Source organism: Okeania sp. SIO2F4, from assembly GCF_010672385.1.
Classification (GTDB): domain Bacteria; phylum Cyanobacteriota; class Cyanobacteriia; order Cyanobacteriales; family Microcoleaceae; genus Trichodesmium.
Genome location: NZ_JAAHGT010000049.1, coordinates 1 through 22,430 on the forward strand (window position 1 = coordinate 1; position 22,430 = coordinate 22,430).

Sequence of the window (22,430 nt, forward strand, 5' to 3'; positions counted from 1 at the left end):
TCTAAATAAGTCTTTGCAAGATGCAGCTTTTGGTCAGTTTGTTCAGGTTTTGGAGTATGTAGCCTGGAAACTTGGCAAAAGAATTATCAAAGTAGACCCCAAAGGTACATCTCAACATTGTTGGGAATGCTTGAATAAAGTCTCTAAAAGTTTATCAGATCGCTGGCATTCCTGTCCTAAATGTGGACAGGAACTAGACAGAGACTATAACTCAGCACTCCTAATACAAAAAATAGGATTGTTGTCAACACAGGAGGAGGACATCACTTCTGTTAAAACTGCGGTCAGTTTTTCTCTGGCTGAAGAATCCCGCGCTCTCCCGTAGGGGAGCGTCGGGAGTATGTCAATTTATACATCAGTGCGCAGACAGAAAAATCTACTTGCTGACTTATTTAACTTCGGCAATTTTTTTAATATTGATACTTTAAACCCTGAAAGATTCTCAAAAGAAACATCCTAGAACAAAATTTATATTTTGATTCTCTGGATAAGTATTAGGCAAAATTAAACATAGGTGGAACTGGAGTAAATAAATTTTCCCCAACACTGACTGACTTCTGTAAAGTTTCAGGTTTAGATACCAAACTCCTACAGACTCCTACTCAGAGATATTCCTAGAACAAAATTTATATTTTGATTCTCTGGATAAGTAGTTAGGCAAAATTAAACATAGGCAGAATTGGAGTAAGTAAATGTTCCTAAACCCCGACTAACTTCTGTGCAGGTTTAGAGACCAAACCCCTATAGACTCCTCCTCTTCAAAATTTACTCTGTCGATCGCCTGGTACTTAATTTCTGTTTCAAAACCTCAAAATTTTTAACTTTACTAACTACAATTAATTTCAAGGTTGAGCTAATGAATTATCGACAAAAAAGCTGGTTTTATCTGGTTTTCGACTTTAAAAGTTCAGTCATTCCTAATATTTTTATGAGGGTATTAGTGATTATGATATTTGCTCTGGGAGTTACTATCGCTCAGGATCATAATTTGCCAATGAGTCAGCCAATTTTAGGTAGTATTATCCCGGGAATTGTCTTAGGTTTATTGCTAGTGTTTAGAACAAATACAGCTTACGATCGATATTGGGAAGGTCGGAAATTAATCGGTTTGATTGCTAAAAATTGCTCCCTTATGGCAAAAAATATAATGGTTTTTGTGCCAGAGAATAATAGTGAAGATTACAGCAAAAAAATCTCTCATATTAAACTTTTAAATGCCCTATTTATTGCGATTAAACTTCAACTTCGGCAGGAGAAAGTCAACGAAGAAATTGAAAACTATATTTCTGAAATTCAGTATCTACAATTGGGTAGAGCTAAGAATATGCCTCTACAAATCATTAAATGGTTAGCAACATATTTTGATGAACTTACAAAAAATAATTCAATCGATCAATTAACCTTAATAAATTGGAATAAACAAATTGAAGAAATTTATATTTATTTTGGTTGTTGTGAACGAATTGCCTCCACTCCTATACCTAAAGCTTATTCTATTCACTTAAAACATTTATTAATAATATATTGCTTTGCTATTCCTTTTCAATTTGTTGCTGAATTAAGTTGGTGGACAATTCCCGTAGCAGGTATTATTAGTTTTGCTCTCTTAGGAGTTGAAGCTATAGGTTTAGAAATAGAAAATCCTTTCGGTTACGATTATAATGACCTCCCCTTGGATAATATTGGAATCAAAATGACAGAAGATATTCATGAACTCATTAACTCTGGTTCCTTTAATAACTCAGAATTATGGCAGGGGTTGCTTAGTTTGCAGCAAATTACTTAGTAGGGAATAGGGAATATAAAAAAAATCTAACTTTTTTTATATGATTTATTTGTCATAATGACTTTAATTTAAGTACAGTTTCAATCTTCGTAACTCTAGTTAATATGGATAATAATTTTAGACAAAATTCAGCGAAAATAATGTATCTATTAGTACATAAACTACAATAAATAAACTTAAAATAAATTAGAAACTTGAGGATTTTAAGCTGTGGCTAGTGAGGTAAAATATAGTTAGTAGCTTCCCTGCTAATAATTTTTGCTCGGGTCTGGGAGCAAATCAGAAAACTTATATTTAATCAGAGGTTAAAGCATGACTAATATTGTCAAATCTTCCCTAAACAAAGAACAAACTACTACTTGGTTACGAGGACTAATGACTGTTGCTTATGCAGATGGAGTACTTGATACTACAGAAAAGGATTTATTTGACCACTTTAGTCATGAAGAGTTTGCTTCGACAATTGAAATCTCAGAACTACAACCTATTAGTCCAGATGATTTAGCCAAGGTATTTGGGGAAAATCCTAATATAGGAGAAAATTTTATGAGAACTGCTGTAATGGTCGCCTTGGCAGATGGAATTTATTCTGTTACTGAAGATGATATACTTCATCAATATTGTGATGCCCTGGGACTAAAAGTTAAAGCCTTAGATGCACTTAGAAAAAATCTAGAAAAAGCTAGGGAGCAAGCAGAAGAAGATAATTTAGAAAGTTGGCTGGAAGAAACGGAACATACTGGCACTTTCATTATTCCCCACGACCCCGAACATCATCAAACTGTACTTGCTCCAATCAAAGATTGGTTAGATGGGTGGGATATCCACGATCCAAAAGTGGCTCATATGGTATGTAAAATGATTCCTCCCCAATGTCCGTTCGAGCGAGATATTGTAATTTTTGGTAAAAAAGTAGCCCACATTCCAGCTATGTGCAAACTTAACCCACTCTACGATCAATTAGTTGGTATACGTTTTCGTGCTTTATCTTATTTAGCAGATGAATGTCAGGAAGATGTTTCTAAATATTGCTAGGGAGTAGGGAGTAGGGAGTAGGGAGTAGGGAGTAGGGAGTAGGGAGTAGGGAGTAGGGAGTAGGGAGTAGGGAGTAGGGAGTAGGGAGTAAAGAATGGGAAGTAGTTAAAATTGCTAGGGAGTAGGGAATTATATGAAGTACAAATATTAATGATAAAATCTTTGTAGCGCGGGAATTTTGCCTGGGATAGCTCTACCTTACTGAGATGAAATTCTCATTGTTAGGGAGTAGGGAGTAGTTAAAATTTAAAAGATAAGTTTAAAATGTCAGAGATTAGTAATTATAAAGATTTGAAAATTTGGCAAAAAGGGATGGATGTTGCTGAAAAATGCTATTTTCTGACTAAACTTTTTCCCAAAGATGAGTTATATGGTATTGTGCAACAAATTAGAAGAAGTGCTGTATCTATTTCTGCTAATATAGCTGAAGGTTATGGACGAAGATACACTGGAGAATATGTCAGATTTTTGAACATTGCTCAAGGTTCAATTAATGAATTATAAACACATTTGATTTTATCTGCGCGAGTAGGGTTATGTGAAGAAAAAGAAATAGAAACCATTATTTCTCTTCTCATAGAAGAAACTAAGATGATTATTAGTCTGATTAAAAAACTTGAAAAATGACAAAAATCTTTTTCTGTATCCCCTATTCCCTTAATTAATTAAACCTCTTGCAAAAGTTTTAATTAAAGAAATTCAAGATATAAAATTAATAATTTCATCTCCCTATTCCCTATTCCCTGACTTCTGCAAGAAGTCTATTTTTCCCTACTCCCTACTCCCTACTCCCTAATGACACAATTCATTAATTTCATCTCCCTATTCCCTATTCCCTGACTTCTGCAAGAAGTCTATTTTTCCCTACTCCCTACTCCCTACTCCCTACTCCCTAATGACACAATTCATTAATTTCATCTCCCTATTCCCTATTCCCTGACTTCTGCAAGAAGTCTATTTTTCCCTACTCCCTACTCCCTACTCCCTACTCCCTAATGACACAATTCATTGACCAAGCAGAAATTCAAGTAGAAGGTGGTAAAGGTGGCGATGGTATGGTTGCCTTTCGTCGCGAAAAGTTTGTGCCTGCGGGGGGACCTGCGGGTGGTAATGGTGGCCGTGGGGGTTCTGTGATTTTGGTGGCCGTTGCTCATCTACAAACTTTGTTGGATTTTAAATTTCAACGTGTCTTTAAGGCAGAAAATGGTAAGCGGGGCGGTCCAAAAAATATGACTGGCGCGGCAGGAAGCGATCGCTTAATTGAGGTGCCTCCTGGTACGATGATTTATGATGCGGAAACTGAGGAGTTATTGGGAGATTTGGTTAAACCGGGGCAAACTTTTTGTGTTGCTCAAGGTGGTAAGGGTGGATTGGGAAATAAACATTTTCTCAGTAATAGTAACCGTGCTCCTGAATATGCTTTGCCTGGTTTGGAGGGTGAAGTGCGGATGTTGAGGTTGGAGTTAAAATTATTAGCTGAAGTGGGAATTATTGGTTTGCCGAATGCGGGAAAGTCTACTTTAATTGCTGCTCTTTCTGCTGCTCGTCCGAAAATTGCTGATTATCCTTTTACTACTTTGGTGCCAAATTTGGGAGTTGTGAGAAAACCTACGGGAGATGGTACTGTTTTTGCTGATATTCCAGGATTAATTGAGGGTGCTTCTGCTGGTTTGGGTTTGGGACATGAATTTTTGAGGCATATCGAACGGACTAAGTTATTGTTGCATTTGGTTGATATTACAGATATTAATCCGGTGGAGAATTTTGAGACTATTCAAAATGAGTTAAAAGTTTATGGGCGAAATTTGGAAGATAAGCAGCAAATTTTGGCTTTAAATAAGGTTGATGCAATTGATGTAGAGAGTACAGAAATACAGGAGTTGGTGAATAGGTGTAGGGAGATGAGTGGAGGAAAAGTTTTCCTGATTTCTGCTGTTGCGGGTATTGGTTTGGAGGAGTTGATGCAGGAAGTTTGGGAGAATTTAGAATTTAGAATTTAGAATTCAGAATTCAGAATTCAGTAATGTAGGTTGGGTAGAACGGTAGTGAAACCCAACACTTTATCGAGGTAATGTTGGGTTTCGCACTTAGCTCAACCCAACCTACAGAATATTTTCCCGTATTATCTGCTTTGGGGTTATCTTCTCCAGTAATGTAGTAGAAAATGTTGGGTTTCGCACTTAGCTCAACCCAACCTACAGAATATTTTCCCGTATTATCTGCTTTGGGGTTATCTTCTCCAGTAATGTAGTAGAAAATGTTGGGTTTCGCACTTAGCTCAACCCAACCTACAGAATATTTTCCCGTATTATCTGCTTTGGGGTTATCTTCTCCAGTAATGTAGGTTGGGTAGAACGACAGTGAAACCCAACACTACACCGGGGGAATGTTGGGTTGAAGCGCAACTACAAGCGTAGTTAATTACAGTAGTATTTATAGTCCAAAGCTTTGTCGTGGTCTTTTCCAGTTCGCATTGCTCCAAGCAAAGTAGAAATAATCACGCACTTTTTCGGTCTGTCTTGATTTTGAGGTTTAATGGCAATACGCCCTTGTGCTTGAAGGCTAGTTTGGGTACATTGGTCAGTAGAGTTATAAACTGGACAACCTTTATAGTTAAAAAGGGCACGGTAGATGGGGTCTGTTCTATTTTTAGTAACTGTATTAGTATCAGGTTTGACTATTCGGAGGGTGGTTTCATATTTGCCTTTGTCATTTTTCTCATTGTCGTCTATCTCAATACCAGCTTCTAAATATTTCCAGGTTGAAGTTGGAATATCGTTGGGAGCGATCGCTGCTTTATGTAGTGCATATCTAATCACAGGTTGACCAATACCATTGGTGGTTTCTTGGAAACTTGCTTGCCAAGCTATTTTATCTCGTACAGCGTTGCGTCTAGCTCTGAACATCGCTTGATATATCCTGTCATTAGAAGTGCGGAGGCGTTGGTTGTTAATGAAACCTAGCCATCCGGGGGCGGCGATCGCTGCCAGAATACCAATAATTAGAACAACAAATGTTAATTCTGTCAAGCTATATCCTGCTTCTTGTTGTTTCAGTAATTTTTCTGAGGAATTTTTTGTCAGTTTTTTAATAATAGTTAATTTTACTGAGTCAAATATTTTATCCTTCATTTTCACCCCGATATTCTGTTATTTAATATTTTTATCTCTATTTACTATTTTAGTAATTAATAATTTAATGTCAAACAGGGTAATGTTTTTGAAAATAAAAAAATTTGCCCTGTCATTAACCAGGGGTAGGTTTGACAGGGCAGTTATTTTGTGGTATACATAGGCTGAAATTAAATTATGGGCATCCTGTTCCTGTTGCTGAATCAAATTCTCCTTCTGCTGTTCTCATACTACCGAGGAGAGTTTCAACAATTACACATCGTCTAGCTCCACCATCTGCTGTAGAAACACTAACAGCAAAAGGTAGTTCTTGAATAGGATCGCTTATTTCCACAGCTCCTAAGTAGTCAAATTGAATTAGGTTATCTGTATCGCCTTTATAAGATGTACAGTTATCATCAGCGTCTTTGGTCTCACATTCTTGTACAATTAATTTCACCATTCCTGCTTTTATCTCTCCATTAGCTCCCAAAGATTTCCAAAGTGGAGCGTTATTAGGAGGATTAGTATCACTAGGAGGATCGTCATCATCATAGGTGCTAATAATAAACCTTGGTGGATCGTTATAAGGTTTATCTGTGCTAGGATTTACTTCAGCATTAATGTTAACATCCCGGAACTGAACTGTTCGCCTTACCTTCTTCAACTTAGCATCACTTTGTGCCGACCTCAACGCTCGAAATACCCCATCATTAACTGTACGGGTGCGCTGTCTGCTGATAAAAGCATTCCAACCAGGGGCGGCGATCGCGCTCAATATTCCTATTATCAGTACAACTACCATTAATTCTACTATAGTAAAACCGACAGTAGATGCCTTTGGGTGAGTTCGTGGTAACATTTTTAATAAATTCAGAGGTTTCATATTAGTTTATTGTTCTTACAAATGGTTTTATGTTTATTGATTTGTTAATAGTATTTGTTATGGTCTCATAATTATTCTGATGTTCCAAAACCACTACGTGCTCCCACTTGTGCAGTTGCTTTTGGACAATATGGCGAATCCTTATAAGGAGGAGTTGCCGAAGCATCTTCTATACAACTAAAATCATTTTGACTGCGACGTAGGGCATTACCGATAATAGTGATTTGAGCTAGATTATTGCTGTCAGATACATTGTCTAAAGTCAAATCTTCAATATAATTAAGTAATGTCAGTAGTTTGTTTTTGTTTAAATTGTAATCTCCATCTTTTGTCCAGTTCGTAGGGTTGTCTCTGTCGTAACTATTAAAACCTTGACTTTTTTCAAATTTGGCTGAGTCACAGTCAGGGAGACCATCAAAACCACAAACATAATTACCCTGAGTATCTCTTACCCCATCTTGTATTTGAAACCTAGCTATGCGCTTAGGACAAGTGCTGCCTGATGGCTGACACCAGATTTCCTGATCATCTTCTATTAAATAATAAACAACTAATGACTGAACGAAAGTATCATCACAATTGGTCGAGCTACACATTCCACCCGATGGCTCTAGAGCATCCCTCACAAATTCTCGCTTCCAGAATACAAGTATAGGAGTTTTTTCATTATCATCAGAGTAAGGTAGTTGCTCTTCTATAGCAGTAACCCCGTCATCATCATAAACATAAAACGCCTGACTCATATCCTGAGCAATATAGTCAACTGCTGCCTGTAATTCCTGTTCGCTGTTGGTCTTTGCTTGTTCCCTAACATCTCTGTTGAGAATATCCACAACAAAAGTCAAAATTGGTACGATAATTATCGTTGCCACAATTGTTGCTACTAGCAGTTCAATCATCGTAAAACCACTGGTAGATTTAGACAAAGGCGATCGCCTTTTTGGGTATAGTTTTTTGAGAAGTGAGTTGAGTAAAGTTTTCATCTTTTCTTGTTTCTATGTTTACTTTTCATTTAGTTGTTTATGCTAATCTAGGCGATCGCGAAGGTTTTGAAATGAATTGCCTGTTGGAGCAATCTCTGTCTTACTTACAAACAAAGGTCTTTCTGCATTACCATTTCTAGTTGCCAATCCAGAATTGTTGACAGTAAATGGCACACCTGCACTAGATAATGTCACAGAGCTGGCAAAAGCTGCTGCCCTGAACACTCTCACTTGTAAATCATAACCTGCACTTATGTCATCATCATCATTTAGTGTATCAGCATCAACTGCTCCATGAACCATCATATCTGTTAGACTGCCAGGAGTACATTCGTCATCACCATCATTGTCTACACAGTAAAATTCACCTAAAGCAGCATTTATTGGTGAGGTTTCGCAATAATCTGGATTACCATTTTCATTAGTTGGAGAGCAGTCACTCAAAGCGCTAGCTGGAATCTCTGCATCGGTAACAAACCCTCCTGGCGCAGGTAGTTGCCCTAGTCGGACTGCATCAATATAACTCCTCGCCGCTTGCGCTGCTAGTTCCACCCGTCGCGCCTGCACCCGCGTCCCCACTGAGTAGGCAATAATAGGTGCAATAGCAGCCATGAGAGCGGATACCATGATCATTGCTACTAAACTTTCAATAATGGTATAACCTGCTTCTGGGGAAGAGAAGTTATTTTTTAGTCGTTGTTTAAATTTCATAGTAGTTAATTTCCTTTGTTAGTTAACCTTTACTCGTAATCACCACAGTAGTAGCCATCATCTCCAGGTTCTGGACGCTCTATTGCATTGTTACCATTTTGTTCTTTAGAACACAACAACCCTCTAATCCAGTCATCATCGATACCCACTTCTCGGAAATATTCATCAGGATCGCCTGTAGGAGGAAGAGTAAACTTCAGAGCAAACAAATCTGGTGGTTGAGAGAGTAAACCGACATCAAAACCCCAATTCCTTGCAGGCGGTGTTTGAAATCCTAATATACCTTGAGAAGAACCACTTTCGTATTCGAGAGGATAACCGAAAAGAGATGCGACTTCCCCTCGGTCTGCCCGAATAATTTGTTGTTGGGGTGCAGTGGCATATTTACTACGGTCTAGTTGGATAAAGGAACCAGAGATATTTGTTGCTCGTTCGTTTGGGTTTTGCCAGTTTTCTTGGAAGCGGACAAAGTTTTGCAAACCACCGTTACCTTGACCAGCACGCGCAGGAGTATCACCGCTACCAACTATCAGATTAAATGTAGTTTCTTGTGCTGATACCATCCATCCAGTATTTTGGCTAGCATTACCACCATTTAAATTGGCAGCACCAGCATTATCGTCCGGTTCGTGTATTTGCAATGCTGGAACTAGGCTGGGGTTAGCTTGGTTGGTCATCGCTCTGATGTCAATACCAGAGCCAGCCGCTGCTGCTGGAGCAGCACTAAATCCTAAAAAGCGACCACCTAATATTTTAGTATCATTACCAATATTTAAACTACCTCCAGTAGTTCCAAGAAAATTACCTGCCAGAGTGGTTAGACTATTACTAGGATTAATATCCATATCACCATCTGAAACCCAGAAAATGTTGTTAGGATTAACTCCTTGTGGGTCTAAAATAACACTGCTCGCTAATGTCATGCTTGTTAAGGTAGGTGTTTTTAATACAAAAATGTCATTTGAATCACCTTCAAGGGTATATGTATCTTCGGAAAGATCACCATCGGGAATTTGATAGACTACAATACCATCTTCATTTTTATCCCATGCTAAAATACCATCTGCATCACTTATGGTAGGAGCGCCATCTGTGTCATCTGAAGTAACAAATTCATCTAAAGAGGCATCTAAACCCATTAACTCAGTTCTGAAAGCTTGAATGTTATTCCTAGCAGTAAGTGGACAAGAGCTAGTATCCATAGTTATATCTTCATTTAAGGCATAATAATCCTGGGAAATTCCAGCATTTGTACAGAAAGAATACTTATATGCTTCATCATTAATCAAGCTAACTTCATTAATTGTTGGTGTTGCTGGTGGTAAAATTAGTCTGTTACCACTGTAGTCGCGATCAATCTCGTCATAAGCTAAGTAAAACAAAGGTCTATTGGCAACGTAAGTTGCTTCATCAGGATCGGATGGTAAATCAGGATCATCGGTAGTTCTAAACCACAGAGCATTATTTTGGTTACGAGGTAGAATAGGAGGTGCTGTTCTGCCGTAAGGAAAAGCTTGAATCGTAGTATTATTAACAACACCAATGGGAATAGGTCTGTTTTGAGCATCAAGTTCTAACTCACCGTATTGATTCCTTAAAAATGCTATTCGTCGAGGAAAACGTTGTACAGCATCAGGAGTTATTGCAGTAGTGCCAGATGCCAAAGTATTTACACCAGTACCAGGTACAGTAGCAGTAATATTACCAGTTGCAAAATTTATAGTAGGGTTAAGGACTCCACTAGTATAACTAGCAGTAGAAGAGAACAAACTAAAAGTTGTTCTCGTTGCGGTATTGGTAGCATCAAGATCACCAACGAGAGCGCCAGTAGTAGGATTTATCTCTCCCAGTACCCAATCTCCAGCGTTACAAGCAGAAACTGGCAACTTTGGACACACCTCCATCACATACTCTGGAAATCCATTGATGCGTCGTTGCACTGGAGTCACAAAATTATTGAAGTATGAACTTTCCTCTTGCTCATTTTGTCTTCTTCTGTAATCGTTGTCGATATACTCCACAGTAGTGAAACCAGTAATGAGACCATCAGTGACAACATCAGTATCTATAGTCGCCCCACTACTCAAACCATTAGTAGCGTAGCTATTAGCAAAAAATCCATTAAACTGACGCTTCTGCCGCATTGTCACTGGATTAGCATCAGATCCAATAATACCATTACCACCATTATTTCTCAGGTCAAAATCTCCGTGGTTGCGATAACCAGTCTTCCAATTATCCGATAGTAAAGTTATAGCATCCGCCAATACTGTTGCTGCACGCCAAGATTCACCATTACAATTAGTACGAGGGTCGCCGTTGCGACAACCAAAATTTGGATCTCTCTGTTCTTTGGTGCGTTCGTAGAAGTTATCCCAGTCATCTTCTAATAAATTTGTAAACTCTTCCACCTCATGGAGGTTAAAATCACCTTGAATATAGACTGGGTTGTTGGAGACAAAAAGCAAACCTTTCTCTTGAACGATACTATTCAAAGTATTGTATGATTTACCGTCTGTACCACGGGCAAGTCTGTCGCCATTAATCAGCATAAAGCCATTAGGGCGACGACTTGGATCGAGTTGGAAATCATCTGCGCTGATTCCCAAGTTATCATAGGTACTATCTGGATCGGTGCGGTCTGGGAGAGCATCATTACGACTGGCATAGATAATACCACTCATGGGAAGCAGATACTCATTGTCTCCCTCCTTCGGACCTTCATCTACAGTTTGAGATAAGGTAGCTCGGCGTAATTTATTTAAGTTTAATTGTGTAGCTCGAATTTCTAATGGCTGACGTTCTTCTAAAGGTAGCTTTTGCTCAGTGCTAAATATAACTTCAGACTCATCCACATCTCCAGTATCGTCATCATTTGCTAAATAACCACGAATGCCATCAATGAGCGCGTTAACTGTGAAAGTTTCATCAACCTCAGTAGTATCATCATCAATATCTAATGCTTTAACCTGTCTGGCATCTAAAAATGAAACTTCTCTGATATCACCTTCGTCCAAGCCTGTAATTATACTATTACCTGCTGCTATCGTGCCATCAAGAATATCCAACGCACAAAGTTCGGCATCAATAGCAGCTTCATCAGCTAGGGTAAAAGCACCTCCACCTTCGTCAAAATGCTCCAGTGCAACTTTTAATGGCTCGTTAACTAATCTGCCATCAGGGAAAACTAACTTTGACTGAATATCTAACTCAGCTCTTTGGGTACCTAGAGTGCTAGTTGGTGGGGGATATACTATTCCGTTATCCGATCTACCCCCTGCAGCTATATTCTGTGCCGTGATTGCAGTTGAAGGGTCGTAATAACTACTGATACAAGCGATCGGTTCTTGTGGTTCTAAAGTATTGTTATTAGACTCTTTTGGATTTTCTCCTGTATCGAAAGCATAATGATACAAAACTGTTGCTCGCATTTGTAAATCACCTTTGAGACCACTATCTGCAGGTGAGACGTAACTTCTCCATTGGTTAGTGTTATTATCGTATATTTGAGAGCCATCTACAGGAGACATTGGCATAGTATCAGGCCAAACAACCTGATAGTCTACCCCTAAAGATGCCATATTTGGAGGTGCTGGTGGTGGTGGTAAAAAAGAACGAGTTCGGTCATAAGCTCCAGTCTCAGTAGCATAAATTCCTGCACCAGTAATCACTCGCAAACCACCAATTCCCTCACTAGAATTTTCAGGTGCTTCTGCTGCCGACTCTTCCCAGAAACCATCACGATCTGTCGAACCCACATCAGCGAGTGTCTCCACTTGAGATTTGCGCTCTCTACCTCTTTCCATTGTTGCTGCAGTCAATTCTGAACCATTCCAGCTTTCTTGAGGTAAGTTATTCCCTACTTCAATGCGATCGCCAAGTAAGAGTTGTTCGGTTGAATCTTCGTCAAGACCAGGAGTTTCCTCCAGCATATCTTCTTCTATTGTTACCCCTGTAGTTCCATCATCAGGCAAGACCAATATATTTTGTAGACTGTCAGCTGGCCTTAAATCATTTCCCGTATCATCTATTCCGATACAACTTGAGTCATTTTCGACATCTATGATGCAAGCAGTTTCAGCATTAGGAACCTTTCTAGTTAATTTTCTAAAATAAGTTTCCAGAGCATCCTCTCTATCATCTCCATCCCTAATCTTATCTTGTACTTCTTGTGGTAATTGATTATCTGTCAAACCATTTGCTGCAATAACAAGTGCGTCTAACCTTTCCTTATAAGCTGCAGAATTATAAGCTGCTTCTTGAGCTATATTTTCAACAGAGTCATTATTGGCATCAAGAGTTTGAGTATTAACTGCGGTACTGGTACCATTCATCAAATCTATGGTAACTGTTCCACTACCGGTATCAGTTCTTGCTACTAACCCATAGATCAGATTCCCACCAACAAACATTTTGCTGTTGTCTGCTTCTGAGTAGAAACAAGATGCTGGACTACTAACTAAATGTAATTTAATTTGATTTTCACTTGCTGGTGCAATAATCAAATTACCGTTAGTAAATATCCTACCGTTCAGATTAAACTCTGGACCAGGTGCTATTTCCAGGTCATCCTCATAAACAACAGCATTATTTGTTAAAGGAGTTCTTGACCAATCTTGTTGATATTCCAAAGCAGAAACACCGCTTTTATTATCCTGTACAGTCACAGCGTAAACAAAGAAACTCTTTTTTAACTTGCCATCTATAGGTATCCATTCTTTGCTGGTTGCTAAAACTCCCGGACACTCATTATCATTTACATTTTCAGAAGACTGAGGAGGAACTCTTGCTTCTAAAGGACTTCTTGCCCGATCATCTCCAGGAGGTGTTTTAAAGAATATGCCATAGATAGTATAAGCATCAGGAGTGCCATCTCCATCAGTATCAGTATTGCCATCTCCATCGATATCTACCTCAAATCTCCAAGCTGTTTCTGTTTTTTCGTTATCCTCTATGTTACCATTGTCATCAATATCATAACTAACAGTTAGCCTAGTCTCATCACCAAAAGTGAACTTATCTAGATCCGGATCGTCAATGCACTCACCACTAATATTTTTAGGGCATCCTAAAGCTATTTCTATAGTGTCTTCACTTGGAGTACCAGTAGTCGGGGGGTTAGTAACCAACAATTCTTCTAATTTTGCCTTTGCCCGATCCAGCGCTGGAGTTGCAGCACTAAGCACCGCCTGATTTACCCTCACATTTCTGGCATCCTCAACACGGTTAAAAGACCGTAAACTAATAGCAATAGTCAGTAAAAGTACGACTAACATTACCATTGTCACAGTTGGAAGCACAAAACCCGCTCCAGACAAACCGGGGCGGCGTTTATAGCTCATCAATTTTGGTAGTAGTCTCCTGATTAATCTCTCAGTGATGAGTTTGATTTTTTTATTCATTTGTTTTAATATATAAATTATTTTAGTAATATTGCCCTTTTTCATAGATGCCTCCCTGAGTTGGGACTGACAGTCCTGGTATTTTTGCCAGAATATTATGGGTTTACTAAATATTGTTCCCTAATCTTTGGCTAGGGATAACAGGGACACTTAATTTTATTTGGACAGCCCATATTTAAGTTTAACTTAGGCTGGCCAGACTCTAGCATCGATCCTTGTGTTTGAGAATTTCTACAGTATTTATTTATTTTAGTAAATTCTTTATTATAGCACAGAAAGAGTTGATTAGGACATAGACTGATGATGAACCTCAGACAGGGAAATGTTTTTCCCCCTGTTCCCTGCTATATATCAAATCCGAATAATTACAGTAATTGTAAAAATCATTGTGACTGGAACGGAGTAGATAATTAATAATTAATAATTATTGAAACCTCACTACATAGTAGGTTCATAACCAAACTTTAATAAGGTCTCTTCAGCAATACTCTTGGTAGTTCGTTTTTGTAACCAATTAAGTTCTTTTTTCCACCGATAAAGAGACGCTGTATCAATTGAATTACGATTAAAGAAAGTCTGCATTCCTGCCCCTTTCATAGTTATAATATCATGTTCTACTGCATGAGGTTCTAAGACTTTATCGCTCCATGGAACTTCTAGAAATTCCAGTAACTTACCGATTTCTTCCTGAGGAGAAGTTACTAAATCTTCATAGCAGACACTAATATAATTCAGACTAACTTTTTTAGCATCTTTGCCAAATTTTTGATTCCAATCAACCCATCTTTTCAGAGCATTTTTATAATTATTTTTCACCTTTTTATCAGAAATAGGAATAGTTTTCCACTTACCTACAGTTGACAAAGCTACATCCCGACCATCACGGTAGATATACACAAACTTAGCATGAGGAAAAAGTTGATACAAAAAAGGTAAAGCAATAATATTTCTGGGAGTTTTTTCTGCCCACTGAATCTTGCCATGACTTCGAGCAGAAGCACTCATAATTTCATCAATAAAATTTGCCATAAGTTGATAGATTAAATCTTGTTCAACTCCCTTAAAAGCTTTGACAGCTCCCCACTCATTTCTAGTCAAAAATCGGGTCAGCGATCGCAAACTCGGCGCCCAATCTAATTGTTGAGTAGTAATCCAATGAGCTTCTGGCCCACACATTATTTCTGGATGAGAATCTATCATCATTCGGAGTAGTGTAGTTCCCGATCTAGGCACTCCTAAAATAAAAATAGGAGGGCGTTCTAAAGTAGATTTACTAGAGGGTATCTGTACTTTATTTGAGATTTCCATAAATTAATTACATATAATAGGGAGTAGGGAGTAGGGAATAGGGAGTAGGGAAAATTTCCCAGTCATAGTTAAAAAATTGGATAATTGATTTTTTGTTATTCCCTAAACTAAAGTTATAGCAATTCCTACTAATTAGGGAGTAGGGAGTAGGGAGTAGGGAATAGAAAAGAAGAAAAACAATTGTACCTAAGTAACTTGAAAAATCCTATACATCTCAGAATTTTCAAATTAAAACTTATCCCCTTTTCAATGGATGGTGATGGTGCATTGTAATGGTAGTGCATTGTAATTATTTTTGTTACCGAATAATTAATAATTATTAATTATTAATTAAATAATTTAGCTTTATTAGCCTCCCCTTTCAAGGGGAAAAAAGCTGATAGCTGAATGCTAAAAGCTAATAGCTAGTTAATTATCCATTATCCATTATCCATTAATGAAGAGACACGGTAGTGGGAGCATCTTGCTCTCTGTAGGGGCGATTCGCTCTTCGCCCCTACTATTTACCATTACTATGCAGGACTACCCAATGGATTTAGATTTCCGCCTGGGTTCCATCCTCTCGATTTCAACCAGAGGTAATTATCAAGTTCGCCATTATCAAGTTCGCCATTATCCATTATCCATTAATTAACCAACTTAAATCAACTTTTGACAACTTCTTGATAATATACTCTCTTTCTGACTCATTAAATAACTTTTGAAACTTCTCAGACTGAGAATTTATAATTTCTTTTTTAACAGTTCTACCTACACTTTGTAAAGTTAATTTTTCCGAGGCATGACGATAATCTTGTAGAATTGAATCTGTAAAATTAATACCAATAAATTGACAAAGTTTTACCAATTCTACTTGAGGATTTGTGACTATATCCTCATACCTCACTAAAATATGATTAGATTTGTGTATATGCTGGCGACTAATTTCTGCAGCTTCAATCCAGCGCCTAATGCAGAGATTCAGATTCCAACAATCTCCCCCCCAAGGTTCAGGATATTTCTGAGTAACTTCATGTAAAGAAGCTACTACATCAGTTCCATTTCTGAGGATGTGAATAAACTTAACTCCCGGTACATTTTTTTCAATATAGTCAATATAAAGAAGATGTTCGGGAGTTTTTTCTAACCAAATTTTTTTACCTTCACTGACAGTTAGCTCGTCAAGAATATGAATAAATTGTCTGGTATATTGACTTCTCAAGACATTAAACTTAGAAAACTTTTCTAGCAGCTCCCCTCGATTAATTTCCTCAACAAAAAATTTTTTTAATCGAGGTTTAAAATCCTGAGACACCATTTTCAACTTTCGTCTCCAACGTTCTTTATATAAAGGGATAAGATTCCAAAAAAACTTGGTTTCTGGAAAAGACAATATTTCTGGGTGTGCTGCTAACATACTTTGTAATAAAGTAGTGCCAGAACGAGGACAACCAACCAAAAATAACCGCGTTTTTGATTCAAGTTTCATCATTTAGGTATGGAGGGAATAGGCAACAGGGAAGAGTAAAAATACTGTACTTTATTAAATTATGACTTGGTCAATTTTAAAAATTTTTTAGGCGATCGCTTTAATCTAGCTTAGATATTATGGAAAAACTCCTTGGTCTAACTTTTATGTGTTAATAATATTGTAGACTATAAATTAACCAATGTAAATTATGGCGATCGACAAAAGTTATATTATCTGTTCAATTGGCAGGAGTGGTAGTAGTTTACTGGCAAGCGTTCTACGCAATCTTGGTTATTGTGGTAATCCTAGAGAGTATTTTCATCCAAATAAAGTTACAAATTTAATGGAAAATAATGATAGTTCTGCTTTGAGAAACTATATTGAAGAAATATTAAAGAAAGGACTTACAAATAACGGTATTTTTGGTGTAAAAATGCACTGGGAACATATGAGAGATTTCCTGAGATTTACTCGAAAAAATTTAGGATATGAAAATAAAACAGATTTAGAAATTATCAATGATTTTTTTCCGAATACTCATTTTATTTATATTAGACGTGAGAATATACTTAAGCAAGCGATTTCTACTGAAATTGCCCAACAAACACAAATCTGGCATCAAGAGATTTCTCAGAATCAGAAAAAGCAGTTAAAAAAACCTAATTTTAATCCTTTAGCTATCTATCGCATTCAAGAAGGAATAAAAAGACATGAAGGAGCATGGCAAAGATTTTTTCGACAAAACGATCTAGATGTTTATGAGGTTATTTATGAAAATTTCTGTCAATCTATAGAAACTACCACAATAGACATTATCAAGTTTATGAAAATTGAGCCTTTACCAGAGCCAAATCAAATTCAAGTTTCTTTGCAAAAACAGTCTAGTAATTTGAATGAAAGATGGGAAAAATACTATAATCTTTTTCCTAAAATTTTACTCAAAAATTATTCTCAACTTAGAAGTCAATTAAAACAATATTTAAATAGATAGATAGGTAAAAATTTCATCTTTTCAATGAGTTATATAATATTTAGTAAAACACTTATAATTAGGCTCTTAGTTTTGCTCTAGCCCTAAGATAAATATTTCAAGGGTTAGAGTAAAACTACAAACAAAAACTTTATTATAACTAATTATCCCAAGATCATATTATACCATGTTAAGTAATACCAATTTCCTGAAGTATAGCTACAAATCATATCTCAAGAATGAAATCATATAATCTGGCAGAAGATAAACAGTCTAGCCTAAGTTTATGAAATTTATATAAGCACCCACACAGAATTGATTACCTACTCTGATTCTCTGTAACCCTTAGAGTAAAAAGGTTTCAATTTTTGGAAAATGTGTAATTAATTTTGTGTACCAACTTAAAACACTTATAATTAGATTAGTAGCAGAGTTTTAAGCCTAAGATAAATACTTAAAGGGCTAGAGCAAAACTACAAACAGAAGCTTTATTAAAACTAACTATCAGTAAGTGTAGCTCCCCCGGAGGAGGCACATAATATTATTACCATCAATAATTGCATTATTTTTCTTGACTATTTGTATATTCCCTACTCTCTAAGTTCTTATGGCTCTAATTTCTGTAATAATTCCTGTTTTTAACGGACAAAATACTATTAAAAAAACAATTGAATCTGTTTTAAACCAAACTTGGAAAGACTACGAACTAATAATTATTAATGATGGTTCGACTGACTCAACTGAAGAAATTATTTCCAGTATATCCGATTCCAGAATTAAAGTTTTTAACTATCCAAATGCAGGACCCGCAGTAACTAGGAATCGTGGAATAGCAATTGCTTCTGGAAAATACATTTCCTTTATTGATGCAGATGACCTTTGGACTCCAGATAAACTAGAAAAACAACTCCAGAAACTTGAAGAAAATCCTCAAGCCAAAATAGCTTATAGTTGGACTGATTATATAGATGAATTTGATAATTTTTTATATCCAGGCTCTCACATAACAGCTAATGGAAATGTCTATAAACAACTTTTGTTAAATAACTTCCTAGAAAATGGTTCTAACCCATTAATTGATCGGCAAGTGTTAATTGAAGCAGGTGGTTTTGATGAATCACTTTTTGCGGCTGAGGACTTGGATTTGTGGTTTAAATTAGCAATTAAATATGAGTTTGTTGCTGTACCTTATCCTCAAATTTTATACAGAGTATCTACTAATTCATTGTCTTCTAATTTTGAAAGAATGGAAAAAAAATCATTACAAGTTATGGATATTATAGATAGAGCTTTTTCTCTCGCCCCTCAATCTTTACAGAATTTAAAATCAAAAAGCATTTCTAATTTTTATCTTTATATGACTATTAAATCTCTAGAAGGGAGAGTTACGAGAGCAAAAGGAACAGCAGCACTTAGGTACTATATAAATACTGTTAAAAATAATATTTCCTTACTTAAAGCCAGAAGAAAGTTAATGACAATAATATGGATAAAAATAATTGCTTATATTTTTCTGCCTGCTCAACTTGTAGAACATTTTTTAAAAAAATCTCCAAAACATCAAAATCTTCAATAATTAATAATTAACAATTAATAATTAATAATTACCTCTTCTTAAAAATAAGAGGATTGGTTGAGATGAACTTTTTTTGTTTTTTCTCCATGAATGGAGAGGCTTTATACCTAAATTTTTCGGTAAAGCAAAATAAGAGACTTTTTGTAAAGTGAAACTAAAAAGGCGTTTCACAATTAACAATTAACAATTAATAATTAACCAAAAAAAGAGGGCATGCGCCTCCCCTTGGATAGGGGATGAAAAAGCGGTCCTTGGATGGCGAGGTTTCCGTTCCCTCCGGGACGCTACGCGAACGCTTGCCTCCAATCGACCAAGAGAAATATTTAACTCAGTATTTCAAGCCTCCGAGTTGACTCGGAGGTTCGCTGATAACTGATAACTGATAACTGAAATGACCCTTTAAATGCTCCCCTTTGAAGAGGAAAAAGCGGTCGTTTCGGCTGCTAACCGACATGAAAAGCGGAGCTGTCCGTTTTTTCTCCATGAATGGAGAGGCTGTATACCTTAAGAGTTCGGTAATAATTCAGCCGTCAGCTATCAGCCATTATTTATTAATTATTGTTTTTAAAGTTTCCAGAAAGAATTAGCAAGGAGAGACTTTAAACCGGATTGATTAATTATCAATTATCCATTATCAATTATCCATTATCTATTGGTAATTACTCAGCTTTATTAGTATTGTCTGGTTTCAAAATTTTGTTTAAATAATAAAAAGGACTCAGTAGACTACCCCAAAAGTATTCTAACTCAAAGGCTGGAATTAAATCTGTTCTGACTCGACCACGGTACTTAATAAAAAGCTGAGTTATCCGTCGCAAATTGCCTAATATTGTCCTCACAAAAATCTCTGGTTTTTGCCAGTTTTTAGCATTAACCATTCTCAAGTGACAAGTAGCTAAACCAATACCTTTTCCTAAAGGAAGCAAATACTCTCTTTCTAAGCGTTGTTTAGGAATTTTGTGATGAATACACATAGCTGGGTTGTACCAAATTTCCCATCCTCCCTTATGTAAATAAAGTAAGGCTTCATAGTCCTCACCAGCTACCATTACTTTTCCCAATCTTCCTGTTAAAGCTAAACGACTAGGAACGCATTCAGACCATGCTTGTTTTCTAATTACTAATCCAGCACCAGGAGGAAGTCTTAATTTTTCTGGTTCAAATAAACGGGGTTGAGAACCATGTTCTCTAATAGCCAAATAAGGTTTTATTTTATTAAAATTTTCGGGTGGATTAACTTCAAAATCCCCTATTATCCTACCATTATATGCACCTGCTTCCTGATGTTCTTGACCAAACTTAAAAACTGCTGCTACCCAGTCTGGTTCTGCCAAGTTATCATCATCAAGAAAACCTACAAAGTAGCCTTTAGACTCTTCAATAGCTCTTTGTCTAGCAAAAGCTAATCCTTGGTCTGCTTCAAAACAATATCTTAGGGGTATATTTTCCGGCCACTTACCTCGAAAGTTTTCTATAACTTCGGTAATATTATCGCTGCTATTATTATCAACTACAATTACTTCCCAAGAAATATTTTCTGTGTTGATTTGCGATCGCAGTTTCTCTAATATTAAGGGTAATCTATCCGCCCCATTGTAAGTTGGTATAGCAACAGTGAAGTCTAGCATAATTTTTTAGTATTTACATTGCTTATACTTCCATTGAATATTATAATATGAAATATAAAATTTTGGCGACAAAAACTTAGGGAATTTCGAGGAGTCACCCCCGTCAGAATCAATAGCCTAAATATCATTTCCTAAAAGTAAATTTTACTTAATATGATTTGAGGATTTGCCACAAAATTTTCATATTTGAACACCAAAATATTCTGCAAATTCCCTCAATCCAATTCAAATTTTTCCTAACATCTTAGCCAATGTTATGCTAAAGAATGAACTGTTTTTTTGCACCATTTATTTGTTGCATAAGAAACTGCTATGGGGTGTCTCAATACAATAATAAAAAACGAGTTGGGAAATAACTTTTTTGGACTAAATGAGGTTCGGCCTCCTCAGCATGTGCGGTCTTAAGCAGAAACCCAAAGCCTCATACAGAGGAGCTGCCTCTTGCAGAGGAGCTGCCTCTTACTACGGTAGCTCTCGCTTTTCATGTCGCGAAGCGAAACGCTAACGTGAAGTTTAGGAATCCCGCGTTGTCCCATAAGCGCAACGTCGGGAGGATGTCAAATTGTTAGGATAAGCCTGTCGATAATAACCGTGAGGAATAACTGTGTGGGGGCGGCTCAACATCGGAAAAATTAAATCTGCCCACTCTCTACTTACTTGACAATGACTGATGCACCCATCAACTCGCTTGATGAACTTTGACTGAAACCAAATACCCAATTTGGGATGCAATATTGAGTGACGACGTTTATCGTGAAGAGTCCAAATCACTTTTGTTCCTCTTACCCTAGAAAAATCAATAGCTAATAGCATATTTATTGCCCATAAACCAGCTGAAACATGGTTGGGGTGAAGGACTATGGTTTCTATCGGCCAGTGGACGTGAAAAATATCATACTATTTAAACAGTAGTTTGCTCAAAGAGAACTCTCTAACACTCATTCCCTGTAGTTCCATTGAGGAATATCACAAATAGCCATAGGAATTTCGATACTCCATCCTAAATACTGGCCAAGGAATAATTTTCATCTAAATTACCTAATATTTGAGCAGTTTCACTGAAACTCCCTGAGATTCTACGGCTGAATTCTGATTTTGTTCAACCTCTGCAAAATAACCGTTTTTCCACAAATAAAAAGGACTGATTAGACTATTAATATATAATTCCAATTCACAAGCTGCTACTACATCTGTTCGTAAGTTTAGATTATATTTAAGTAAATGGCGGATAATTTTACGAGTATCATTTACTGTATAAGCTAACAAAGCTAATGGTTTTAACCATAGTTTAACACCTAACATTCTGGTAACATAACGGCTTAAGCCAATACCCTGAAAAAAACTGATTAAATAATCTTTTTCCAATCGATGTTTGGGAATTTTGTGAATTACTTCCATTGTCGGATTATACCAAATTTCCCATCCTCCTTGTTGAATATAACTAATAGTTTCTGTATCTTCAGCAGTTAACATTGAACCTGGTTTTCTACCAGTTAATATGCAGTGTTCTGGAATATTTTCTAACCAGGCTTCCCGACGGACTACTAATCCATCGGAAGTAGGTATGACCTTCATAGCAGGTTTA

Annotated in this window: 16 protein-coding genes and 1 pseudogene; 7 read left to right on the top strand and 10 right to left on the bottom strand. The window is 36.8% G+C overall.

Annotated elements, in window-relative coordinates; all coding sequences use genetic code 11:
* The 5 genes from F6K22_RS05475 to obgE form a co-directional block, all read left to right on the top strand.
* A partial coding sequence (locus F6K22_RS05475; RefSeq protein ID WP_293094312.1) for a zinc ribbon domain-containing protein occupies positions 1-325 on the top strand: 325 nt, incomplete at its 5' end.
* A gap of 531 nt (positions 326-856) precedes the next feature.
* Complete coding sequence (locus F6K22_RS05480) at positions 857-1,786, top strand: bestrophin family protein (RefSeq protein WP_293094314.1); 930 nt, start codon at positions 857-859, stop codon at positions 1,784-1,786.
* A 312-nt stretch (positions 1,787-2,098) separates the two neighbouring features.
* Positions 2,099-2,821: a Mo-dependent nitrogenase C-terminal domain-containing protein gene (locus F6K22_RS05485; RefSeq protein WP_293094317.1), complete on the top strand. Its 723-nt coding sequence runs from the start codon at positions 2,099-2,101 to the stop codon at positions 2,819-2,821.
* A gap of 264 nt (positions 2,822-3,085) precedes the next feature.
* Entirely contained in the window at positions 3,086-3,325 is a 240-nt protein-coding gene (locus F6K22_RS05490; protein WP_293094319.1) for a four helix bundle protein, read from the top strand.
* A gap of 491 nt (positions 3,326-3,816) precedes the next feature.
* Positions 3,817-4,821, top strand: coding sequence for a GTPase ObgE (obgE, locus tag F6K22_RS05495; RefSeq protein WP_293094321.1), 1,005 nt, complete (start codon positions 3,817-3,819; stop codon positions 4,819-4,821).
* A 417-nt stretch (positions 4,822-5,238) separates the two neighbouring features.
* Here the strand turns inward: obgE and F6K22_RS05500 are convergent, their stop codons facing one another.
* From F6K22_RS05500 to F6K22_RS05530, 7 genes are all read right to left on the bottom strand, one after another.
* On the bottom strand, positions 5,239-5,952 hold the full coding sequence (locus F6K22_RS05500) for a prepilin-type N-terminal cleavage/methylation domain-containing protein (RefSeq protein WP_293094323.1): 714 nt from the start codon (positions 5,950-5,952) through the stop codon (positions 5,239-5,241).
* A 175-nt stretch (positions 5,953-6,127) separates the two neighbouring features.
* Entirely contained in the window at positions 6,128-6,817 is a 690-nt protein-coding gene (locus tag F6K22_RS05505; protein ID WP_293094326.1) for a pilus assembly FimT family protein, read from the bottom strand.
* 71 nt (positions 6,818-6,888) lie between these two features.
* Complete coding sequence (gene hpsC / locus F6K22_RS05510) at positions 6,889-7,800, bottom strand: hormogonium polysaccharide secretion pseudopilin HpsC (protein WP_293094328.1); 912 nt, start codon at positions 7,798-7,800, stop codon at positions 6,889-6,891.
* Between the two features lie 42 nt (positions 7,801-7,842).
* On the bottom strand, positions 7,843-8,511 hold the full coding sequence (gene hpsB, locus F6K22_RS05515) for a hormogonium polysaccharide secretion pseudopilin HpsB (RefSeq protein ID WP_293094330.1): 669 nt from the start codon (positions 8,509-8,511) through the stop codon (positions 7,843-7,845).
* Between the two features lie 29 nt (positions 8,512-8,540).
* Positions 8,541-13,958, bottom strand: coding sequence for a hormogonium polysaccharide biosynthesis protein HpsA (hpsA, locus tag F6K22_RS05520; RefSeq protein WP_293094332.1), 5,418 nt, complete (start codon positions 13,956-13,958; stop codon positions 8,541-8,543).
* A 393-nt stretch (positions 13,959-14,351) separates the two neighbouring features.
* A complete protein-coding gene (locus tag F6K22_RS05525) occupies positions 14,352-15,221 on the bottom strand; it encodes a sulfotransferase family protein (protein ID WP_293094334.1) in 870 nt (289 codons plus the stop codon).
* A gap of 619 nt (positions 15,222-15,840) precedes the next feature.
* Positions 15,841-16,659, bottom strand: coding sequence for a sulfotransferase family protein (locus F6K22_RS05530; RefSeq protein ID WP_293094336.1), 819 nt, complete (start codon positions 16,657-16,659; stop codon positions 15,841-15,843).
* Between the two features lie 220 nt (positions 16,660-16,879).
* On the opposite strand from F6K22_RS05530, the gene F6K22_RS05535 reads away from it, so the two are divergent.
* Together F6K22_RS05535 and F6K22_RS05540 are read left to right on the top strand one after the other, a co-directional pair.
* Positions 16,880-17,662, top strand: a complete 783-nt coding sequence (locus F6K22_RS05535) for a Stf0 family sulfotransferase (RefSeq protein WP_293094338.1) — start codon at positions 16,880-16,882, stop codon at positions 17,660-17,662.
* Positions 17,663-18,248: 586 nt separating this feature from the next.
* On the top strand, positions 18,249-19,217 hold the full coding sequence (locus F6K22_RS05540) for a glycosyltransferase (RefSeq protein WP_293094340.1): 969 nt from the start codon (positions 18,249-18,251) through the stop codon (positions 19,215-19,217).
* A gap of 659 nt (positions 19,218-19,876) precedes the next feature.
* Here F6K22_RS05540 and hpsE read toward each other — a convergent pair.
* The 3 genes and pseudogenes from hpsE to F6K22_RS05555 all read right to left on the bottom strand — a co-directional run.
* Entirely contained in the window at positions 19,877-20,845 is a 969-nt protein-coding gene (hpsE, locus tag F6K22_RS05545; RefSeq protein ID WP_293094343.1) for a hormogonium polysaccharide biosynthesis glycosyltransferase HpsE, read from the bottom strand.
* Positions 20,846-21,358: 513 nt separating this feature from the next.
* On the bottom strand, positions 21,359-21,658 hold the full coding sequence (locus F6K22_RS05550; RefSeq protein WP_293094345.1) for a hypothetical protein: 300 nt from the start codon (positions 21,656-21,658) through the stop codon (positions 21,359-21,361).
* Between the two features lie 225 nt (positions 21,659-21,883).
* A pseudogene (locus F6K22_RS05555) lies at positions 21,884-22,430 on the bottom strand (hormogonium polysaccharide biosynthesis glycosyltransferase HpsE); the annotation flags it as partial.